Genomic DNA, 20,198 nt, shown 5'->3' on the forward strand with positions numbered 1-20,198 from the left:
TACCCGTCGGCGAATTGAAGCGAGCGCCGTGGCAGCCATTGTAAAAAGGATGCCCTGTTCAGCGCGCGAGCGATAGGAAAGATAATAGTTCGCGCATGATGGACAGCCAGTCGAAAGCCGCGCCGGCTCATCGGCCGATCGTACCGGCGCCAAAAATGCACCACTATATTGGCGGTGTGAAGTTGGGTATCGCAACCGCGCGAGTTGCCAGCGGGATTTTGGCTACCGAAGGTAAGCGCTGTGCGACACACCCGTGCAAAGGCAGGCCTTTGGCGCGGGAAACCCCGAAGACGGCGACTCACGCTGGGTAACCGGGCCAATGGCGTTCAACCGAACGCGGCGGCACGGTGGCGTGCCGCCGCATCGCGTTCGAACGGCTTTGCATGCAGGCAAACAGGCGGACAGACGAATGACGATGAATGAAGCACCGAAACAACCCGGCAAAACAATGCTCGTGAAGCACGCGGACGTGCTGGTCACGATGGATGGCGAGCGGCGCGAACTGCGCGACGCCGGTCTGTATATCGAGGACAACCGGATCGTCGCGGTCGGCCCGAGCGCGCAACTGCCGCAAACGGCCGACGAAGTGCTCGACCTGCGCGGCCACCTGGTGATTCCGGGGCTCGTCAACACGCATCACCACATGTACCAGAGCCTCACGCGCGCGATTCCCGCCGCGCAGAACGCCGAGCTGTTCGGCTGGCTGACGAATCTGTACAAGGTGTGGGCGAACCTCACGCCCGACATGATCGAAGTATCGACGCTGACCGCGATGGCCGAGTTGCTGCTGTCGGGCTGCACGACGTCGAGCGACCATCTGTATATCTATCCGAACGGCAGCCGTCTCGACGACAGCATCGCCGCGGCGCGCCGCATCGGCATGCGCTTTCATGCGGCGCGCGGCAGCATGAGCGTGGGAAGGAAAGACGGCGGCTTGCCGCCCGATTCGGTGGTCGAGCGCGAAGCGGACATCCTGAAGGACACGCAGCGTCTGATCGAGACGTATCACGACGACGGCCGCTACGCGATGCTGCGCGTCGTCGTGGCGCCGTGCTCGCCGTTTTCGGTGAGCCGCGACCTGATGCGCGAATCGGCGCTGCTCGCGCGCCACTACGGCGTGTCGCTGCACACGCATCTGGCGGAGAACGTCAACGACGTCGAGTACAGCCGCGAGAAGTTCGGCATGACGCCGGCTGAGTATGCGCACGATCTCGGCTGGGTCGGCCGCGACGTATGGCATGCGCACTGCGTGCAACTCGACGACGCGGGCATCGCGCTGTTCGCCCACACCGGCACCGGCGTCGCGCACTGTCCATGCTCGAACATGCGGCTCGCGTCGGGCATCGCGCCGATCAAGCGCATGCGGCTCGCGGGCGTGTCGGTTGGGCTCGGTGTCGACGGCTCGGCGTCGAACGACGGTGCGCAGATGGTCGCCGAAGTGCGCCAGGCGCTGCTGTTGCAGCGCGTCGGTTTCGGGCCCGATGCGATGACCGCGCGCGAGGCGCTCGAAATCGCGACCGTGGGCGGCGCGCGCGTGCTCAATCGCGACGACATCGGCGCGCTCGCGCCTGGCATGGCCGCGGATTTCGTCGCGTTCGATCTGAGTCAGCCGCAGTTTGCCGGCGCACTGCACGATCCGGTGGCGGCGCTGGTATTCTGCGCGCCGTCGCAGGTCAGCTATAGCGTGATCGACGGCAAGGTGGTGGTGAAGGAGGGGCGCTTGGCGACGCTCGAACTCGGGCCGGTGATCGAGCGGCATAACGCGCTCGCGCGGCAGCTTTACGAGGCGGCGGCTTGAGCTTGAGCGGAAGGGGCGGCACTCACGCTCTGATGCGCGGATGCCGCGAGTCGTTGATCTCTGAGCGGCGCCGCATGCGGGCTCAGGGCTTGTCGATCAACGTCCGGGTCGCCTCGCCAACCAGCCCGCGCAGCCAGCGCACTTCGTCGGAGTAGTGCACGCGCTCGTGCCACAGCTGGTAGTACTGCATCGGCGGGAAGTCGAGCGGCGCGGGCACCACGGTCAGCGGCAGGAACTTCGCGTAGTAGTCGGCAAAGAGGCGCGTCGTCGTGAAGATCAGATCGGATTTGATCAACACGTACGGCGCGAGATTGAAGTAGGGCAGCGTGACGACCACATGGCGCTTGAGCCGCTCGCGCGCGAGATGCACGTCGATCGCGCCGCGCTGGCCGACCGAGTATGGCGTCGGCGCGAGATGCGGTGCGTTCAGGTACTGGTCGAGCGTGAGCCCGCCACGTTTGGCGAACGGATGCGAGTTGCTCATCAGGCAGACGATCTGATCGACGAACAGGTTCGACAGATGCAATTGCTCGGGCGGCTCCGGCCAGTTGCCGACCACGATGTCGAGCTTGCCGTCCTCGAGCGCGAGTTCGTAGTCGAACGCGGGGCCGAGCGAATGGAATTCGAGCGTCGCGTTTGGCGCGGCCTGGCGAAAACGTTCGACGACCGTCGGCACGAACAGCACGTTCAGGTAGTCCGGACAGCCGATCCGGTAGCAGCGGATGGATGTGGCCGGATCGAAGTTGTGCTGCTGGAACTTGATGCGCTCGATTTCGCGCAGCGCGTTCTGCACCGGTTCGAGCAGGCGCAAACCGTATTCGGTCGGCACCATGCCGGACTTGCCGCGCACCAGCAGCGGGTCGCCGGTGATGTCGCGCAGACGGCGCAGCGCCGCGCTGATCGCGGGTTGGGACTGATTCAGTTTGACGGCGGCGCGCGTGACGCTGCGCTCCATCAGTAGCGTGTGCAACACGCGCAGCAGGTACGTGTCGATCGCCTCGCGTTGCTGGCTCATGGATTCTCCGAAATATATGTGCTGGCTGATCGAACGGACGTAGGGGTATATGCGTTTTAATATGGACGAAAAACGACGTCAAGGGTGACATACCCGCAGAGCTTGTAGCGGCGCGGGTTTGCGGGAATTTTGTCAACTCGACTGAGTGGATCGAATTAGGTATCGTCATTCGGTTGTGGTGACGGATCGCCCGTCGGCACGGTGGACGTCATCGACGTCGACCCGGCGGTATTCAGGCAGCAAGCGGCGTCTCAAACGCACTACGGAATCTCATGAGCGACACTCCACTTAGCGACGGCGCACAACTCACCGGCCAGGCGGTGCCCCGGCTCGCGCTGACGGGCATCACCAAGCAGTACCCGGCCGTGCGCGCCAACGACGACGTCACGCTCGTCGTCGCGCCCGGCGAAATCCACGCGGTGCTCGGCGAGAACGGCGCGGGCAAGAGCACGCTGATGAAGATCATCTACGGCGCGGTGCGGCCCGACGCCGGCGAGATCCGCTGGGAAGGCGAGACGGTCGACATCGCGAGCCCGGCGGCCGCGCGCAAGCTCGGCGTCGGCATGGTGTTCCAGCACTTCTCGCTGTTCGAAACGCTGACGGTCGGCGAAAACATCGCGCTCGCGCTCGACGAACCGTTCGATCTGAAGTCCCTTGCGAAACGCATTCGCGAGGTGTCGGCCGACTACGGGCTCGACATCGATCCGCAACGGCACGTGCACAGCCTCACCGTCGGCGAGCGCCAGCGCGTCGAAATCGTGCGCTGCCTGCTGCAGAATCCGCGTCTCCTGATCATGGACGAACCGACCTCGGTGCTGACGCCGCAGGCGGTCCGCAAGCTGTTCACGACGCTGCGCCGGCTCGCGGCCGAAGGCTGCAGCATTCTCTACATCAGCCACAAGCTCGACGAAATCCAGGAGTTGTGTGACACCGCGACCGTGATGCGAGGCGGCCGCGTGACCGGCAATGTGACGCCGAAGAACGAGACGCATGCGTCGCTCGCGCAGTTGATGGTCGGCCACTCGCTGCCCGACTACACGCGGCGCGAGCACAAGCCGGGCGCGGTGCTGCTCGACGTCAGGCAGTTGTCGGTCGCGAGCGACGATCCGTTCGGCACGTCGTTGCGCGACGTGTCGTTCAGCGTGCATGCGGGCGAGATCTTCGGCGTTGCCGGTGTGTCGGGCAACGGCCAGGCGGAACTGCTCGCGGCGTTGTCCGGAGAAAAGCGCGCTGAAAAACGCAGCCTGCCGGCCGACGCGATCAAGATCTGCGGCAGACCGGCCGCGCGCCTCGGCGCGGGCCGCCGGCGCGCGCTCGGCTTTGGCTTCGTGCCCGAGGAGCGGCTCGGCCGCGGCGCGGTGCCGGCGATGAGCCTTGCCGACAACGCGTTGCTGACCGCGCATCGGCAGAGCATGGTCAAGTCGGGCTGGATCAGGGCGGGCGCGATGCGCGCGTTCGCGAAGCGCTGCATCGACGCGTTCGACGTGCGCTGCGGCGGCCCCGACGCGCTCGCGCAAAGTCTGTCGGGCGGCAATCTGCAGAAATACATCATGGGCCGCGAGATTTTGCAGGCGCCGAAGGTACTGGTGGTCGCGCAGCCGACGTGGGGCGTCGATGTCGGCGCGTCCGCATTCATCCGTCAGCAACTGCTCGATCTGTCGGCGCGCGGCGTCGCGATTCTGGTGATCTCGGAGGAACTGGAAGAGCTGTTCGATATCTGCGATCGCATCGCGGTGCTCGCGGGCGGGCGGCTCTCGCCGGTGCGCGCGACCGGTGCGACCAACGCCGAGGAAATCGGCCGCTGGATGGCGGGGCTATTCGGCGACCGCGAGGGCGCGGCGCCTGCGGCAGACCAACCAGCGCATGCGTGAGGCGAGGCGTTGCCCGCCGGCCACGCCAAAACGCAAAGCACGCACTAGAATGCGGACCCTGAAAAACAAAACCCGAACAACCCACGCCACCCATGATGCTTCCTTATCGACTCGAAGCCCGCACCACGCCCTCGCGCACGATGCAGCTCGCCGTGCCGCTGATCGCCGCAGTGCTGACGCTCGCGATCGGCTTTCTGATTTTCGGCCTCGTCGGCCGCGACCCGTTGCAGGCGATGCACGCGTTCTTCATCGAGCCGCTGTCGAGCATCAACGGCTGGTCGGAGCTATTGCTGAAGGCGTCGCCGTTGTGCCTGATCGGCCTCGGTCTCGCGATCGGTTATCGCGCGAACGTGTGGAACATCGGCGCCGAAGGGCAGATGCTGCTCGGTGGCATCGTGGCAAGCGGCGTCGCGATCTATTTCGATCAGGCGAGCGGCTGGTGGATCCTGCCGACGATGATGCTCGCGGGCATCATCGGCGGCATGGCGTGGGCTGCGATTCCCGCTTTCCTGAAGAGCCGTTTCAATACCAACGAGATTCTCGTGAGCCTGATGCTCACGTACGTCGCGACCCAACTACTGATCTACCTTGTGAGCGGCCCGTGGCGCGATCCGCAGGGCATGAACTTTCCGCTGTCGGAGATGTTCAGCGGCGACGCGCTGTTTCCGACGCTGTATGGCGACTGGCACTGGAAATTTCTGCGCGGCACGCGCCTGAACGCGTCCGTGTTCCTCACGCTGATCGCGATTCCACTCGTCTGGCTGTTCATGCGCAAAAGCTTCGCGGGCTACCGGATGAACGTCGGCGGACTCGCGCCGCTGGCCGCGCGCTACGCGGGCTTCTCCGACAAGAAGACGATCTGGACCTCGCTGCTCATTAGCGGCGGCCTCGCGGGCCTCGCCGGCATGGGCGAGATCGCCGGTCCGATCGGCCAGTTGCAGGCGACGTGGTCGCCGGGCTACGGCTTCACCGCGATCATCGTCGTGTTCGTCGGCCGCTTGCATCCGCTCGGCATCGTGCTCGCCAGTCTGCTGATGGCGCTGCTGTATCTCGGCGGCGAAGCGGTGCAGACCTCGATGCAATTGCCGCAGGCGCTGTCGGGCGTTTTTCAGGGGTTGCTGCTGTTCTGCCTGCTCGGCGCCGACCTGTTCGTGAACTACCGCGTGCGGCGCCGCTCGGCCGTGGCAGTGGGTCATTGAGCTTGCCAATCAGCTCGCTAAACCGCTTTCAGAACTCGATATGGATATCCAGCAAGCCAGCGCGCTCACGTCGAGCGCGATCACCGCGTCGATCCCGCTGATGTTCGCGGGCGCCGGCGAACTCGTCGCCGAAAAATCGGGCGTGCTCAACCTCGGCGTGGAAGGGATGATGCTGATGGGCGCCGTCAGCGGCTACGCGGTCACGTCGATCACCGGCAACCCGTGGCTCGGTGTGCTCGCCGCGATCGGCGCCGGTCTCGCGATGTCGTTGCTGTTCGCGTTCCTGACGCTGACGATGCTCGCCAACCAGGTCGCCACCGGCCTGTCGCTGACGATCTTCGGCATCGGATTGTCCGCGTACGTCGGCAAGCCGTACACGTCGGCCGCGGTGCGCGCGACGATCGATACGTGGACGATCCCCGGCCTGTCGAAAATCCCGGTGCTCGGCCCCGCGCTGTTTACGCTCACGCCGCTCGATTACCTCGCGTTCCTGATGTTCGCGGCGATCGGCTGGTTCCTGTACCGCACGCGCGCGGGGCTCGTGCTGCGCTCGGTCGGCGAATCGCCGCAGGTCGCGCACTCGGTCGGCTTTCCGGTGGTCGGCGTGCGCTATGGCGCGGTCGCGTTCGGCGGCGGCATGGCGGGGCTCGCGGGCGGCTACTATTCGATCGTCAATCTGCACCTGTGGCAGGAGAACCTGACCTCGGGCCGCGGCTGGATCGCGCTGGCACTCGTCGTGTTCGCGACGTGGCGCCCGGGCCGTCTGCTGATCGGCTCGCTGCTGTTCGGCGCGGTGACGGGGCTGCAGTTCTACGCGCAGGCGATCGGCGTGCCAGTGCCGACGCAGTTCCTCGCGATGCTGCCCTACGTCGCGACGATCGTCGTGCTGGCGCTGATCTCGCGCAATCCGAACACGATTCGCCTGAATGCGCCCGCGTCGCTCGGCAAGCCGTTTTTTTCGGCGGGCTGACCGCGACACAGTTTTTTGTCGATCCGCTCACTACTATTCGCTCATCACGACAGGGGAAAAACATGAAGAGAAGAAATCTGCTGACCGCTTTCGCGTGGGGTGCGGCGTCGCTGGCACTCGCCGCGCCGCTCGCGCAAACCGCGCAGGCCGCCGATGTGCCGGGCGTCGCGTTCGTCTATCTCGGCAATCCGGGCGATGCCGGCTGGACCTTCGCGCACGATCAAGGCTCGCGCGAAGCCGAAGCGAAGTTCGGTAACCGGATCAAGGTCACGCGCGTCGAGAACGTGCCGGAATCGGCCGACTCCGAGCGCGTGTTCCGCGATCTCGCCAACAAGGGCAACAAGATCATCTTCGGCACGAGCTTCGGCTTCCAGGACTTCCAGCTGAAGGTCGCGAAGGACTTCCCGGACACCATCTTCCTGCACGCCACCGGCTACAAGAAGGCGCCGAACTTCGGCACCTACGACGTGCGCATGTACCAGGGCGCATATCTGGCTGGCGTCGCCGCGGGCTACGTGACGAAGAGCAACACGCTCGGCTTCGTCGCGTCGGTGCCGATTCCGGAAGTGGTGCGTAACATCAACGCGTTCACGCTGGGTGCGCGCTCGGTGAACCCGAAGGTGCATACGAAGGTGATCTGGATCAACAGCTGGTTCGATCCGGGCAAGGAAAAGCAGGCCGCCGAAACGCTGATCGGCCAGGGCGCCGACGTGCTGCTGCAGAACACCGATTCGAGCGCGACGCTCGCCACAGCTTCGGAGAAGCACGTGCACGCGTTCGGCTGGGATTCGGACATGAAGAAGTTCGGTCCTGATGCGCATCTCGGCTCGGTGGTCGCGCACTGGGGCGTGTACTACAGCGCGGTGATCCAGCAGGTGCTCGACGGCAAGTGGAAGAACGATCCGGTGTGGTGGGGCATTCCGCAAAAGGCCGTCAACCTCGAAAACCTGAACACGTCGGCGATTCCGGCCGATGGGCAGAAGCAGGTCGCCGCCAGGCGCGAAGAACTCGCGAGCGGCAAGCGCGACGTGTTCACTGGCCCGATCAAGGATCAGTCGGGCACGGTGAAGGTGCCGGAAGGCAAGACCCTGACCGATGCGGAATTGCAGCGCCTGAACTGGTACGTCGAGGGTGTCGACGGGTCGCTGCCGAAGTAAAGCGGGCGGTCCGCTGTTGAAAAAAAGCTGCGTCCAGCGGGGCTGGATGCAGCTTTTCTGTTTGCGGCCTGCGCGTGGCAGCGCGCAAGCGTGTCGTGCGGTCGCCGCTCAGTCCTCGATGCGCAGGCCGACCTTCAGCGTCACCTGCCAGTACGCGACCTTGCCGTTCTCGATCTGGCCGCGCGTTTCCGTGACCTCGAACCAGTGCAGATTGCGCAGCGTTTCCGACGCTTTGGCAATCGCGGTGGTGATCGCGTCGTCGATCGATTTCTTCGACGAACCGGTCAGTTCGATCTTCTTGTAAACGTGTTCTGACATGAATTCCTCCTTGGTGTGCGCCGCTGGTCGATAAAACGCTGCTCGGAAACGCGCATGGAAAAAGTATAGGCAACGGTTCGCGCAGTCCGTCGGACATATGCGTGCTCGCGAGCGTCATCGCCTGTGCGGCGGATCAAGCGTCTTTGCCCGGACCATCGATCCCGCACGTCGCGTGCCCGGTATCGCATGGTCGTTATCATGTGTACGCAACATAACCCATTCAATCTGATAGCAACGAGGTTCGAACGTGGAAATTGGTTTTTGCGGCCCCGGTCTGATGGGCGCGCCGATGATCCGGCACCTGCTACGCGCGGGCCATACCGTGCATGTCTGGAACCGCACGCGAGCGAAGGCCGAGGCGTTGCGGGCCGAGGGCGCGCACGTCGTCGATGCGCCGCGTGAGCTGGCCGCGCGCTGCGACGCGGTGCTGCTGTGCGTCGCGGACGCGGCGGCGGTCGAACAGACCGTGTTCGGCCCGGCGGGGCTGCTCGATGGCGATCCTTCGACTCCGCGCCGTGTGCGCTGGATCGTCGATCATTCGAGCATTGCGCCTGCCGCGACGCGCGCGCTGGCGCGACGGGTGGCGGATTTCGCCGGGCAGGGCGGGATGGCGGGCGCGGGAGCCTGTCGGGATGGCGCTTCGATCGGCTGGATCGACGCACCGGTGTCGGGCGGCGTCGCCGGCGCCACGGCGGGCACGCTCGCGATCATGGCAGGCGGCGCGGCCAGCGATCTCGCCGCGGTGCGCCCCTTGCTCGACGCCTATGCCGCCCGCGTCACGCACATGGGCGAGGTCGGCGCCGGGCAAACCGCGAAGCTGTGCAATCAGGCGATCGTCACCGCGACCGTCGCCGCGATCGCCGAGGCGGTGAGCCTCGCGCAGCGCAGCGGCATCGACGCCGCGAAGCTGCCCGAGGCGCTCGCCGGCGGCTGGGCCGATTCGGTGCTGCTGCGGACCTTCGTGCCGCGGATGACGCAAAGCGATCTCGCGCCGATCGGCGCGTTGCGCACGTTCCAGAAGGACGTCGATACGGTTGCGGCGGCCGCCTACGAGACCGGCACGCCGATGCCGGTCGCGTCGACGGTCCAGCAATTGCTACGACTCGGTGCCGCGATGGGGCTCGCCGACGCGGATTTTTCGGCCTTCATCGACATTCTGCAGACGCCGCGCGACGGCTCGAACGGTTGACGCGGGCCGGGGCGGGCGAACTATCGGGTTGAAATCTCTAAACCTGCTAAAATAGTGGGTTTTTCGCCGATATCACATTCAAAGGGACGCGCCGTGCTGTCTACTGCCAATATCACCATGCAATTCGGGCCGAAGCCCCTCTTCGAGAACATTTCGGTCAAATTCGGGGAAGGGAACCGCTATGGCCTGATCGGTGCGAACGGCTGCGGTAAATCCACCTTCATGAAGATTCTCGGTTCGGATCTGGAGCCGAGCTCGGGCAACGTGATGCTCGAGCCGAACGTGCGTCTGGGCAAGCTGCGTCAGGATCAGTTCGCATACGAAGACGTGCGCGTGCTCGACGTCGTGATGATGGGCCACACCGAAATGTGGGCCGCGATGACCGAGCGCGACGCGATCTACGCGAACCCCGACGCGACCGACGACGACTACATGCACGCGGCCGAACTCGAAGCGAAGTTCGCCGAGTACGACGGCTACACGGCCGAAGCGCGCGCGGGCGAACTGCTGCTCGGCATCGGCATCGCGATCGAAGACCACAACGGCCCGATGAGCAACGTCGCACCGGGCTGGAAGCTGCGCGTGCTGCTCGCGCAGGCGCTGTTCTCGAAGCCGGACGTGCTGCTGCTGGACGAGCCGACCAACAACCTGGACATCAACTCGATCCGTTGGCTGGAAGATATTCTGAACCAGTACAACTCGACGATGATCATCATCTCGCACGACCGGCATTTCCTGAACCAGGTCTGCACGCACATGGCCGACATGGACTACGGCACGCTGAAGGTCTATCCGGGCAACTACGACGACTACATGCTCGCGAGCACCCAGGCGCGCGAGCGTCAGCAGGCCGCCAACGCGAAGGCGAAGGAGCGCGTGGCCGATCTGCAGGACTTCGTGCGCCGCTTCTCGGCGAACAAGTCGAAGGCACGCCAGGCGACCAGCCGTCTGAAGATGATCGACAAGATCAAGATCGAGGAATTCAAGCCGTCGTCGCGGCAGAATCCGTTCATCCGCTTCGAGTTCGAGAAGAAGCTGCACAACATCGCGGTGGTCGCCGAGAGCATTTCGAAGAAGTACGAGCGCTCGATCTTCAATAACTTCAGCATCAGCGTGCAGCCGGGCGAGCGTATCGCGATCATCGGCGAGAACGGCGCGGGCAAGACCACGCTGCTGCGCTCGCTGCTCGGCAATCTGCAACTCGATCACGGCACGGTGAAGTGGGCGGAAAACGCGAACGTCGGCTACATGCCGCAGGACACGTACGAAGAGTTTCCGAACGACGTCACGCTGATGGACTGGATCGACCAGTACCGCAAGGAAGGCGACGACGAGCAGATGGTGCGCGGCACGCTAGGCCGCCTGCTGTTCAATGCGGACGACATCCGCAAGTCGGTCAAGGTGCTGTCGGGCGGCGAGAAAGGCCGCATGATCTGGGGCAAGCTGATGCTCGGCCGCCACAACGTGCTGTTGATGGACGAGCCGACCAACCACATGGACATGGAGTCGATCGAGTCGCTGCAGATTGCGCTGGACAAGTTCGAAGGCACGCTGATTTTTGTTTCGCACGACCGTGAGTTCGTCAGCGGCCTCGCGAACCGGATCATCGAAGTGCGCACGGACGGCACGCTGAACGACTTCGGCGGCAACTATGAGGACTTCCTGACGAGTCAGGGCGTTCAATAAGCGCTGGGTCGCTGGTTTTCAGCGATCCCCAGAGGCCCATGCTGGCAGTTTGCCGGCGTGGGCCTTTTGTTTTGGTGGCTAGCCGGTGCCCCAGGCGCTGGACTAATGCCGGCTCAGCGCGAGCCGTCGAATGACTTCATCCAGCTTGCCCATGGGGCGATTCTTCGCTTGAACCGCGCTATTTGCAGGTTTCGCCGCTCTAGCTGTAGGGTGCCTCACGAGTTCGTGCAGCGGCCGCATCGGGTGACTGAGCAGCGCGCTTTCCGCTTCCCGTCCAAGCGCAACGAACCGCACGTTTGGAGGGAACAGGCCGATGAAGTCAGTCAGAATCTGGACTGTCGCATGTAGCTCTGGATTCGTTGGGCGGCGGTTGCTTTCGGTGTCTTCGTCCGCGAACGGATGAAACGGGAATGCATTCCATAGCGCAAACTCGGTTGGTTCGAAGCCATTGGAAAGCATCGTCTGCCAGACGACCGAGGCCGTTCTCTCATAGACACCGTATTCGCGGTCCGTCATTCGAGGCAGCGCATCGCGGCAACTGGTGCGGGTTGCCGAACCCGGCAGATAGTCCGGTAGCGGGCCGCGCTCCGTTCTCCTGGCGAAGCCGTTGAGCTTCGCATCGTTGCCAAGCAGAATCCGCTCGGAGGTCATCGCGATGCCCGTGAAACGTCCGCCGCGGCAGCTCAGCGCTTCCGCAATCAGGATCACCTTGACGCTCGTCCGGCGGGCTTGCAGGTAGGCTGCGAGCTGTTGCTGGCGAATCAGTGGTGCGTTGATGCCGGGCTGATCGCGTTCATCGGTCTCGGACCACGGATTGAACACGTGGGCCATTCGGCGCCATTGCGCGAGGCACTGAACGAAGTCCCTGGTGGTGGTCATGGAGCCGAAGTTTTCCGAAGCGTTCCCGGGTTTGGATGCATGCGCTTCCAACGCGCATAGAGGAAAACACAAACCAAAAAAATGCCGGGACATCCCGGCATTCTTCATGGTCGCAAGCAACCTCGAACTGCGATGCGTGCAGACGACCGGCTCACACCTTGTCGTTCTGAAAGCGCATCGCCGTGCCTTCCCGTTCGATCCGGGTCCAGATCGCGCGCTTTTCCTTGTCGCTGAGGAACACCCAGTTCGACACTTCGGTCGCGGTGCGGCCGCAGCCTTTGCAGACCTCGTCGAAGAGCGTGGAGCAGACGCCGATGCACGGGCTGTCGGGAAGATCGTGGAGATTCGAAGTCATCGGAAACCTTGGGGCGGAGAGGCAAAGTTCCGCTATGTTAACCGATGCGCGGAGCGTGCCTTGCAAGCGGCGTCAGCGCGATGCGAAGTTCACGGCCACCGCGCGCCGACGCGCGGCCGCCGTCATGCCCCGGTCGCCAGCTGCCACAACAACGCGCCGTTGAGCGCAATGATGAACCACGCCGACAGCCAAGCCAGCACGAGCGGCAGGCCGTGCACGCGCCAGCCGCGCATCAGCGTCGGATCGGACGCACAGCGGATCAGCGGCACGACCGCGAGCGGCAATTGCAGGCTCAGCACGACCTGGCTCGCGACCAGCAACTGATTCGAGCCATGCTGGCCGAACATGCCCACCGCGAGCAGGGCCGGCCCGATCGCGAGCGCACGCGTGAGCAGTGCGCGTTTCCAGCGCGGCAAGCGCAGCCGCAGGAAGCCCTCCATCACCGCCTGACCGGCCAGCGTGCCGGTGACGGTCGCGCTGAGTCCGCACGCGAGCAGCGCCGCCGCGAACAGGATGCCGGCCCAGCGGTTGCCGACGAGCGGCGCGATCAGCCGATGCGCATCGGCCAGATCGGTGACGTCGCGATGGCCGCTGGCATAGAACACGGCTGCCGCGACGATCAGCAGCGCGGCGTTGATCACGAACGCGAACGCAAGCGAGCCGAAGGTGTCGATATTGACGACGTGTAGCGCGGCCTTGATCTGCGCGTCGCTGCTCTCGGGCGCGTGGTGCTTGACGAGCGCCGAATGCAGATACAGGTTGTGCGGCATGACCGTTGCGCCGACGATGCCCGCGGCGAGCCACAGCATGCCCGCGCTTCTGATCAGCTCGATGCTCGGCGCGGTGCCGGCGAGCGCCGCGTGCCAGTCGGGCCGCGCGAGCGCGAGCTGCACGACGAAGCACAGACCGACGAGGCCGATCAGCGCGGCGATCACCGCTTCCAGCCTGCGGCCGCCTTTCTGCCGGAGCGCGAGCAGCGCGAACGTGCAGACCGCCGACATCAGCACGCCGACCGTCAGCGACACGCCGAGCAGCAGTTGCAGCGCGACCGCGCTGCCGACCACCTCGGCGACGTCGACGGCGATGATCGCGACTTCGCTAGTCAGCCATAAGAACAGCGTCGCGCGCCGGCCATTGCGCTCGCGGCACAGTTGCGCCAGATCGCGCCCGGTCACGACGCCGAGGCGCGACGACAGCCACTGCATCAGCATCCCCATCAGGCTCGCCAGCAGGACGATGCCGAGCAGGCGGTAGCCGTAGCCCGCGCCGGCGCCGAGCGCGGTCGCCCAGTTGCCGGGGTCGATATAGCCGACCGCGATCAGCGCGCCGGCGCCGAGGAACGAGAACCAGTGCGCCGGACGCGTCGGCTCGCCCGGCAGACGCCGGCGCCGGTTGGGACGCATCGCGAAAGGATTGGTGTTCATCGTGCCAGAGCTTCCGGGAAACGCAGCCTGTTGCAAGTCATATGCCCACCGCAGGCGCGCAGCGGCTGGCCGGCCGTCGCGCGGCGACGTCGCGCAATCCGCATCAATGGATCATGATAGGAGCATTCGAGCCGTCGTGGCGAAGCCGGTGCGCGTGAAAGGTGCGCTGCCGCGCCGACGCGGCTCTGCACCGGCATGCAGCGTCCGGCACCCGCGCGGGCGCGAGCGGCGCCCCGGCCAGGTGCGAGCCGACGCCGACCTGACAAGCAGATAACAGCGACGCGACGAAACCCCCGCAACCTGCGCCAGCGCGGGGAAAGCGCGACCCCGGCCCGCGTATTTTCCGGTAGACACGCGCCGATAACCCGTTAAAATTGCGGCCATTTTGCAAGGGTGCGGCCAGAGCCTGTACTGTTTGCGCGACAGCTCCGGGTTTTTTTTGGAGTGGGCAATAATTGGTGGTAGTTTTCGGGGTTTTCAGGGGGCCGTGCGCGCGAGGGCGCGGCTTGAGTGACGACGGGAGCGGAGAACGGGATGAACAAACGGATAGTGGGGCAGGTGGCGGCGCTGATCTTGTGCGCGGCGCCGTGGTTGACGGCCGCTGCGAAAGATACGCAGCTGAACGTGTATAACTGGTCCGACTATATCGCGAAGGATACGATCCCGAACTTCACGAAACAGACCGGCGTTCAGGTCAAGTACGACAACTACGATAGCGACGACACGCTGCAGGCGAAGCTGCTCACCGGCAACTCGGGCTACGACATCGTCGTGCCGACCAGCAACTATGCGGGCAAGCAGATCGCCGCGGGCATCTTCGAGCCGCTCGACAAAGCGAAGCTGCCGAACCTGAAGTACCTCGACCCGTCGCTGATGGCGCTCGTCGCCGGCGCCGATCCGGGCAACAAGTACGTGGTGCCCTGGGCGTATGGCACGACCGGCCTCGGCTACAACGTGACGAAGGTCCAGCAGATCCTCGGCAAGGACGTGCCGCTCGATAACTGGGACATTCTGTTCAAGCCGGAAAACATCTCGAAGCTGAAGGCCTGCGGCGTGTCGGTGCTCGACGCGCCGGACCAGATGTTCGCGGCCGCGCTGCACTACATGGGCAAGGACCCGATGAGCACGAACCCGGCCGACTACCGCGCCGCGCTCGAAATGCTGAAGAAAATCCGTCCGTACATCACGCAGTTCAACTCGTCGGGCTACATCAACGACCTCGTCGGCGGCGACGTGTGCTTCGCGTACGGCTGGTCGGGCGACGTCGTGATTGCCAAACATCGCGCGCTCGAAGCGAAGAAGCCGTACAAGATCGAGTACTTCGTGCCGAAGGGCGGTGCGCCGGTGTGGTTCGACGTGATGGCGATTCCGAAGGATGCGAAACACAAGGAAGCCGCGCTCGAGTGGATCAACTACATCGAGACGCCGCAGGTGCACGCCGCGATCACCAACGCCGTCTACTACCCGAGCGTCAATATGGAAGCGCGCAAGTACGTGGACAAGGACGTCGCGAACGATCCGGCCGTGTACCCGTCGCCGGAAACCATCAAGACGCTGTTCCTGTTGAAACCGCTGCCGCAGGAAATCCAGCGGCTGCAAACGCGACTGTGGACCGAGTTCAAGTCCGGCCGCTAAGCGCGGCAACAAACAGATAAGAAGCCTATGAAGCCCTCGGTGTTCACCGGGGGCTTTGTTCGTCAAACGCCGGAGTGAAGCAGCATTATGATGAGTAGTGACCAGCCGGGCGTGCTGGCCGGGACGGCCGTGCCGTCGACGGGCCCGAGCGCCGTTACGGGAGACGCAGCGGAGCAGTTCATCCAGATCGTCGACGTCGTGAAGAAGTTCGGCGAGACCGTCGCGGTCAAAGGGGTCAACCTGACGGTGAAGAAGGGCGAACTGTTCGCGCTGCTCGGCAGTTCGGGCTGCGGCAAGTCGACCCTGCTGCGCATGATGGCCGGGCTCGAAACCGTGACGTCGGGCAAGATCCTGATCGATGGCGAAGACCTCGCGCAACTGCCGCCGTATCGCCGGCCGGTCAACATGATGTTCCAGTCGTACGCGCTGTTCCCGCACATGACGGTCGAGGCGAACGTCGCGTTCGGCCTGAAGCAGGAAGGCGTGCCGAAGGCCGAGCTGAAAGACCGCGTGCACAACGCGCTCGAACTCGTGCAGATGGGCCGCTTCGCGAAGCGCAAGCCGCATCAGCTGTCGGGCGGCCAGCAGCAGCGCGTCGCACTCGCGCGCTCGCTCGTCAAGCGGCCGAAGCTGCTGCTGCTCGACGAGCCGATGTCGGCGCTCGACAAGCAGATCCGCCAGCGCACGCAGATCGAGCTCGTCAACATTCTCGATCAGGTCGGCGTCACCTGCATGATGGTCACGCACGATCAGGAAGAAGCGATGACGATGGCCAACCGCCTCGCCGTGATGAGCGAAGGCCAGATCGTGCAGCTCGGCACGCCGCATGAAGTCTACGAGTATCCGAACAGCCGTTTCTCGGCGGAATTCATCGGCTCGACCAATCTGTTCGAAGGCCGCACGGTCGAGGACGAACCCGATCACGTGTTTATCGAAACGCCGGATCTGACCTGCCGTTTGCACGTCAATCACGGCATCACCGGTCCGCTCGGCATGCCGGTGACGATCTCGGTGCGGCCCGAACGCATCGCGCTCACGCGCAAGCCGCCCGAGGGCGCCTACAACTGGGGCAAGGGCGTCGTCACGAATATCGCGTACATGGGCGGCTATTCGCTGTATCACGTGAAGCTCGAGGGCGGCAAGACCGTCATCGCGAACGTGACGAGCCTCGCGCTCACCGAAATCGATCCGCCGTCCTGGGGCGACGAAGTCTACGTGCGCTGGAGCGCATCGGCCGGCGTGGTGCTGACGTCATGAAAGAAGCGCTTGACTCGTTTTTCACATGGCCCGCGCGGCGTCTGAAACTCACGGGACGTAGCGCGGTGGTGGCGGGACCGTTCATCTGGCTGCTACTGTTTTTCCTCGTGCCGTTCCTGCTGGTCGTGAAGATCAGCTTCGCCGATTCGCAGCTCGGCATTCCGCCGTACACGCAGCTCGTCACCTTCGCGGAAGGCGCGCTGCACATCACGCTCGATCTATCGCACTATGCGTTTCTGCTGACCGACAGCCTGTACTTCGCGACCTATGTGAATTCGGTCGTGGTCGCGGCGATTTCGACCCTGCTGTGTCTGCTGATCGGCTATCCGATGGCGTACTACATCGCGCGCTCCAATGCAGCCACCCGCAATCTGCTGATGATGGCCGTGATGCTGCCGTTCTGGACTTCGTTCCTGATCCGCGTGTACGCATGGATCGGCATTCTGAAGAACAACGGGCTGCTGAATAACTTCCTGATGTCGGTCGGCCTGATCCATTCGCCGATCGAGCTGTATCACACGAACACGGCGGTCTACATCGGCATGGTCTATTCGTACCTGCCGTTTCTCGTGATGCCGCTTTACGCTCACCTCGTGAAAATGGACCTGACCTTGCTCGAAGCCGCCTACGACCTCGGCGCGAAGCCGTGGAAGGCGTTCTGGCAGATCACGCTGCCGCTGTCGAAGAATGGCATCGTCGCGGGCTGCCTGCTGGTGTTCATTCCGGCGGTCGGCGAGTACGTGATTCCTGAGCTGCTCGGCGGCGCGAACACGCTGATGATCGGCCGCGTGATGTGGAACGAGTTCTTCGACAACGCGGACTGGCCGATGGCGTCCGCCGTCACCTGCGCGATGGTGTTGCTGCTGCTGGTCCCGATGGCGCTGTTCCAGCGTGCGCAGGCGAAGGCATTGGAGGAGGGCCGCCAATGAAACCGAATCGCATGCTGCAGCTGATTGCTCTCGGCATCGGCTTTCTGTTTCTATATATCCCGATCGTTAGCCTCGTCGTGTATTCGTTCAACGAATCGCAACTGGTCACGGTGTGGACACGCTTTTCGACACGCTGGTACGCGGCGCTGTTGCGGGACGACGAGCTCATCACGTCGGCGTGGCTGTCGCTGCGGATCGGCTTGCTGACGGCGTTCGCGTCGGTGATCATCGGTACGTGGGCCGGCTTCGTGCTCGCGCGAATGGGCCGCTTTCGCGGCTTCACGCTGTACACGGGCATGATCAACGCGCCGCTGGTGATCCCCGAAGTGATTCAGGGCATTTCGCTGCTGCTGCTGTTCATCGAAATGGCGCGCTGGATCGGCTGGCCGGCCGAACGCGGCATCTTCACGATCTGGATCGGCCACGTGATGCTGTGTATTTCGTACGTCGCGATCATCGTGCAGTCGCGCGTGCGGGAGCTGCATCCGTCGCTCGAGGAAGCCGCGCTCGACCTCGGCGCGACTCCGTTGCGCGTGTTCTTCTCCGTGACGCTGCCGCTGATTTCACAGGCGCTGGTGTCGGGCTGGCTGCTGTCGTTCACGCTGTCGATCGACGACCTCGTGCTGTCCGCGTTCCTGTCGGGTCCCGGCTCGACGACCTTGCCGCTCGTCGTGTTCTCGCGCGTGCGTCTCGGCCTGAATCCGGAGATGAATGCGCTCGCGACGCTGTTCATCGCGGTCGTCACGGTCGGCGTGGTCGCGGCGAACTTCTTCATGCAGCGCGCGGAGCGCAAGCGGGCCGTGATGGCGGTTTGAGGTCGCGCGACGCGTTGGGCGCCTTCATTTCTTCTGGCGATAGCGATGTTCGAGTCCCTTCTGCGCGTGCTGGACTGGCAGCCGCTTTATCGGCTGTGGGAACTGATCGTGATCATCGTGAAGTTTCTATGGGAGCTGTTGCGATTGCTGAGCGGTGGCGGAGGGCAGTGATTGCGCCTGCCGCCGCGCGAGGCCGATTCAACGCGCGAAGCGGTAATCCTGCGGCCGCACGCGCCGCGTACGCTTGCGAAAGCTGAACGTGAAGCCGGGCCAGATCGCGGTGACCTTGCCGCTCTGGGTCTGATACCAGCTATGGCAGCCGCTCGTCCATACCGCGTGCCGCATCTCCTGCTGCAAACGCGCGTTGAAATCGCGCTGCACGTCGGCGCGTAGGGTCATCGTGCGCGCATTGCGTTTGCGCAGCACGCGCAGGCAATCGCCGATGTAGCGCAGTTGCGACTCGATCATGTAGATCATCGAGTTATGGCCGAGCCCCGTGTTCGGGCCGACGATCATGAAGAAGTTCGGGAAGTTCGCGATGCTCGTGCCGAGATAGGCCTCCGGGCCATCGCGCAGCCATAGCGTGCTGAGGTCGGTGCCGTCGAGGCCGGTCACTTCGAACGGCGCGGGCACGTCGTTGACCTGGAAGCCGGTGCCGCAGATGATCGCGTCCGCGCGGTGATGCACGCCGTCCTCGGTCACGATGCCATCCGCGACGATCTCGCGAATGCCGCTCGTCACGACATCGACGTTCGGCTGGCACACGGCCGGGTAATAGTCGCTCGACAGCAGCACGCGCTTGCAGCCGAGCCGATAGTTCGGCGTGAGCTTCGCGCGCAGCGCCGGGTCCTTGACGCGTCGCTCCAGATAGCTGAGGCCGAACTTCATCGGCATCTCCATCAGCTTCGGATTGACGACGAACGCGATCCCACGCGATTCGAGCTGCCAATAGATCGCGCTGCGAACGAAGCGCTGCGTGAACGGCAGCGTACGGAACAGCCATTGCGCGCGCGGGCCGATCGGCTTGTCGCGCTTCGGCATCACCCACGGCGCAGTCCGCTGGAACAGGTCCAGATGCGCGACGCGCGGCTGGATTTTCGGCACGAACTGGATTGCGCTCGCGCCGGTGCCGATCACCGCGACGCGTTTGCCGTCGAGCGGATACGCGTGATCCCAGCGCGCCGAGTGAAACAGCTTGCCTTCGAAACGTTCGATGCCGGCGATGCGCGGCAGCGCGGGACGCGACAGCGGACCGTTCGCGGCGATCAGGACGTCGGCCTCGATAATTTCGCGCACACCGTTCGTGTCGAGCTCGACGAGCCAGATCTGCCGCGCTTCGTCGAAGCGCGCGGCGCTCACTCTCGCATTGCAGCGCACATAGCGATCGACGCCGTACTTGCGCGCGCAGTGCTGCAGATACGCGAGAATTTCGGCCTGGCTGCTGAACGAGCGCGACCACGCCGGATTCGCCTCGAACGAAAACGAATACAGATGCGAGGGGACGTCGCAGGCCGCGCCGGGATAGGTATTGTCGCGCCACGTGCCGCCGATGCCGCTCGCGGCCTCGTAGACGGTAAACGATGTGATGCCCATCTGCTGCAGACGGATCGCCATGCCGATGCCGGCAAAGCCACTGCCGACGATCGCAATGCGCGGCGCGGTGGATGAGGGGGAGGGGGCAGGCGTCACGGCGGTCTCCGG

The 20,198-nt window shown here is 64.3% G+C and carries 17 protein-coding genes and 1 pseudogene; 12 read left to right on the top strand and 6 right to left on the bottom strand.

The window, feature by feature from the left end; genetic code table 11:
• Window positions 1-409: 409 nt before the first annotated feature.
• Window positions 410-1,798: an 8-oxoguanine deaminase gene (locus AB3X96_RS04025; RefSeq protein WP_368588682.1), complete on the top strand. Its 1,389-nt coding sequence runs from the start codon at window positions 410-412 to the stop codon at window positions 1,796-1,798.
• Between the two features lie 82 nt (window positions 1,799-1,880).
• Here AB3X96_RS04025 and AB3X96_RS04030 read toward each other — a convergent pair whose 3' ends face one another.
• Window positions 1,881-2,813 carry a LysR substrate-binding domain-containing protein gene (locus tag AB3X96_RS04030; RefSeq protein WP_018435555.1) on the bottom strand — a complete coding sequence of 311 codons (933 nt, stop codon included), beginning with the start codon at window positions 2,811-2,813 and terminating at the stop codon, window positions 1,881-1,883.
• Between the two features lie 272 nt (window positions 2,814-3,085).
• Here AB3X96_RS04030 and AB3X96_RS04035 point away from each other — a divergent pair, with 272 nt between their 5' ends.
• The 4 genes from AB3X96_RS04035 (at window position 3,086) to AB3X96_RS04050 (ending at window position 8,010) form a co-directional block, all read left to right on the top strand.
• Window positions 3,086-4,684, top strand: a complete 1,599-nt coding sequence (locus AB3X96_RS04035; RefSeq protein ID WP_368588683.1) for an ABC transporter ATP-binding protein — start codon at window positions 3,086-3,088, stop codon at window positions 4,682-4,684.
• Window positions 4,685-4,776: 92 nt separating this feature from the next.
• Window positions 4,777-5,883 carry an ABC transporter permease gene (locus AB3X96_RS04040; protein WP_368588684.1) on the top strand — a complete coding sequence of 369 codons (1,107 nt, stop codon included), beginning with the start codon at window positions 4,777-4,779 and terminating at the stop codon, window positions 5,881-5,883.
• A gap of 40 nt (window positions 5,884-5,923) precedes the next feature.
• Complete coding sequence (locus AB3X96_RS04045; RefSeq protein WP_368588685.1) at window positions 5,924-6,853, top strand: ABC transporter permease; 930 nt, start codon at window positions 5,924-5,926, stop codon at window positions 6,851-6,853.
• Between the two features lie 62 nt (window positions 6,854-6,915).
• A complete protein-coding gene (locus AB3X96_RS04050; protein WP_176379245.1) occupies window positions 6,916-8,010 on the top strand; it encodes a BMP family ABC transporter substrate-binding protein in 1,095 nt (364 codons plus the stop codon).
• A 108-nt stretch (window positions 8,011-8,118) separates the two neighbouring features.
• On the opposite strand, the gene AB3X96_RS04055 is transcribed toward AB3X96_RS04050, so the two are convergent.
• On the bottom strand, window positions 8,119-8,328 hold the full coding sequence (locus AB3X96_RS04055; RefSeq protein ID WP_018435559.1) for a dodecin: 210 nt from the start codon (window positions 8,326-8,328) through the stop codon (window positions 8,119-8,121).
• A 247-nt stretch (window positions 8,329-8,575) separates the two neighbouring features.
• Here AB3X96_RS04055 and AB3X96_RS04060 point away from each other — a divergent pair, with 247 nt between their 5' ends.
• Both AB3X96_RS04060 and AB3X96_RS04065 read left to right on the top strand, forming a co-directional pair.
• Window positions 8,576-9,517, top strand: a complete 942-nt coding sequence (locus AB3X96_RS04060) for an NAD(P)-dependent oxidoreductase (protein WP_368588686.1) — start codon at window positions 8,576-8,578, stop codon at window positions 9,515-9,517.
• Window positions 9,518-9,610: 93 nt separating this feature from the next.
• Window positions 9,611-11,203: an ABC-F family ATPase gene (locus AB3X96_RS04065; protein ID WP_176108328.1), complete on the top strand. Its 1,593-nt coding sequence runs from the start codon at window positions 9,611-9,613 to the stop codon at window positions 11,201-11,203.
• 102 nt (window positions 11,204-11,305) lie between these two features.
• On the opposite strand, the gene AB3X96_RS04070 is transcribed toward AB3X96_RS04065, so the two are convergent.
• The 3 genes from AB3X96_RS04070 to AB3X96_RS04080 all read right to left on the bottom strand — a co-directional run bounded on the left by AB3X96_RS04070 (window position 11,306) and on the right by AB3X96_RS04080 (window position 13,861).
• Complete coding sequence (locus AB3X96_RS04070; RefSeq protein ID WP_368588687.1) at window positions 11,306-12,190, bottom strand: uracil-DNA glycosylase; 885 nt, start codon at window positions 12,188-12,190, stop codon at window positions 11,306-11,308.
• Window positions 12,191-12,233: 43 nt separating this feature from the next.
• Window positions 12,234-12,437 (bottom strand): DUF1289 domain-containing protein, encoded by a 204-nt coding sequence (locus AB3X96_RS04075; protein WP_368588688.1) that lies wholly within the window; start codon window positions 12,435-12,437, stop codon window positions 12,234-12,236.
• A 122-nt stretch (window positions 12,438-12,559) separates the two neighbouring features.
• Window positions 12,560-13,861, bottom strand: a complete 1,302-nt coding sequence (locus AB3X96_RS04080) for an Nramp family divalent metal transporter (RefSeq protein ID WP_176125574.1) — start codon at window positions 13,859-13,861, stop codon at window positions 12,560-12,562.
• Between the two features lie 534 nt (window positions 13,862-14,395).
• On the opposite strand from AB3X96_RS04080, the gene AB3X96_RS04085 reads away from it, so the two are divergent.
• The 5 genes and pseudogenes from AB3X96_RS04085 to AB3X96_RS04105 all read left to right on the top strand — a co-directional run bounded on the left by AB3X96_RS04085 (window position 14,396) and on the right by AB3X96_RS04105 (window position 18,668).
• Complete coding sequence (locus tag AB3X96_RS04085) at window positions 14,396-15,496, top strand: polyamine ABC transporter substrate-binding protein (RefSeq protein WP_368588689.1); 1,101 nt, start codon at window positions 14,396-14,398, stop codon at window positions 15,494-15,496.
• 168 nt (window positions 15,497-15,664) lie between these two features.
• Window positions 15,665-16,753 (top strand): annotated as a pseudogene (locus AB3X96_RS04090) (ABC transporter ATP-binding protein); the annotation flags it as partial.
• The gene (locus AB3X96_RS04095) at window positions 16,750-17,682 is read left to right on the top strand and encodes an ABC transporter permease subunit (RefSeq protein ID WP_368588690.1); all 933 of its coding nucleotides are present in this window, start codon (window positions 16,750-16,752) and stop codon (window positions 17,680-17,682) included. The pseudogene AB3X96_RS04090 and the gene AB3X96_RS04095, both read left to right, overlap by 4 nt.
• The gene (locus AB3X96_RS04100; RefSeq protein ID WP_176108333.1) at window positions 17,679-18,497 is read left to right on the top strand and encodes an ABC transporter permease subunit; all 819 of its coding nucleotides are present in this window, start codon (window positions 17,679-17,681) and stop codon (window positions 18,495-18,497) included. The genes AB3X96_RS04095 and AB3X96_RS04100 overlap by 4 nt, the downstream gene beginning before the upstream one ends.
• Window positions 18,498-18,542: 45 nt before the next feature.
• Complete coding sequence (locus AB3X96_RS04105) at window positions 18,543-18,668, top strand: hypothetical protein (protein WP_255208739.1); 126 nt, start codon at window positions 18,543-18,545, stop codon at window positions 18,666-18,668.
• Between the two features lie 27 nt (window positions 18,669-18,695).
• Here the strand turns inward: AB3X96_RS04105 and AB3X96_RS04110 are convergent, their stop codons facing one another.
• The gene (locus tag AB3X96_RS04110) at window positions 18,696-20,186 is read right to left on the bottom strand and encodes an NAD(P)/FAD-dependent oxidoreductase (RefSeq protein WP_176108334.1); all 1,491 of its coding nucleotides are present in this window, start codon (window positions 20,184-20,186) and stop codon (window positions 18,696-18,698) included.
• Window positions 20,187-20,198 lie beyond the last annotated feature (12 nt).

The organism is Paraburkholderia sp. BR13439 (genome assembly GCF_040948805.1).
GTDB classification, from domain to species: domain Bacteria; phylum Pseudomonadota; class Gammaproteobacteria; order Burkholderiales; family Burkholderiaceae; genus Paraburkholderia; species Paraburkholderia youngii.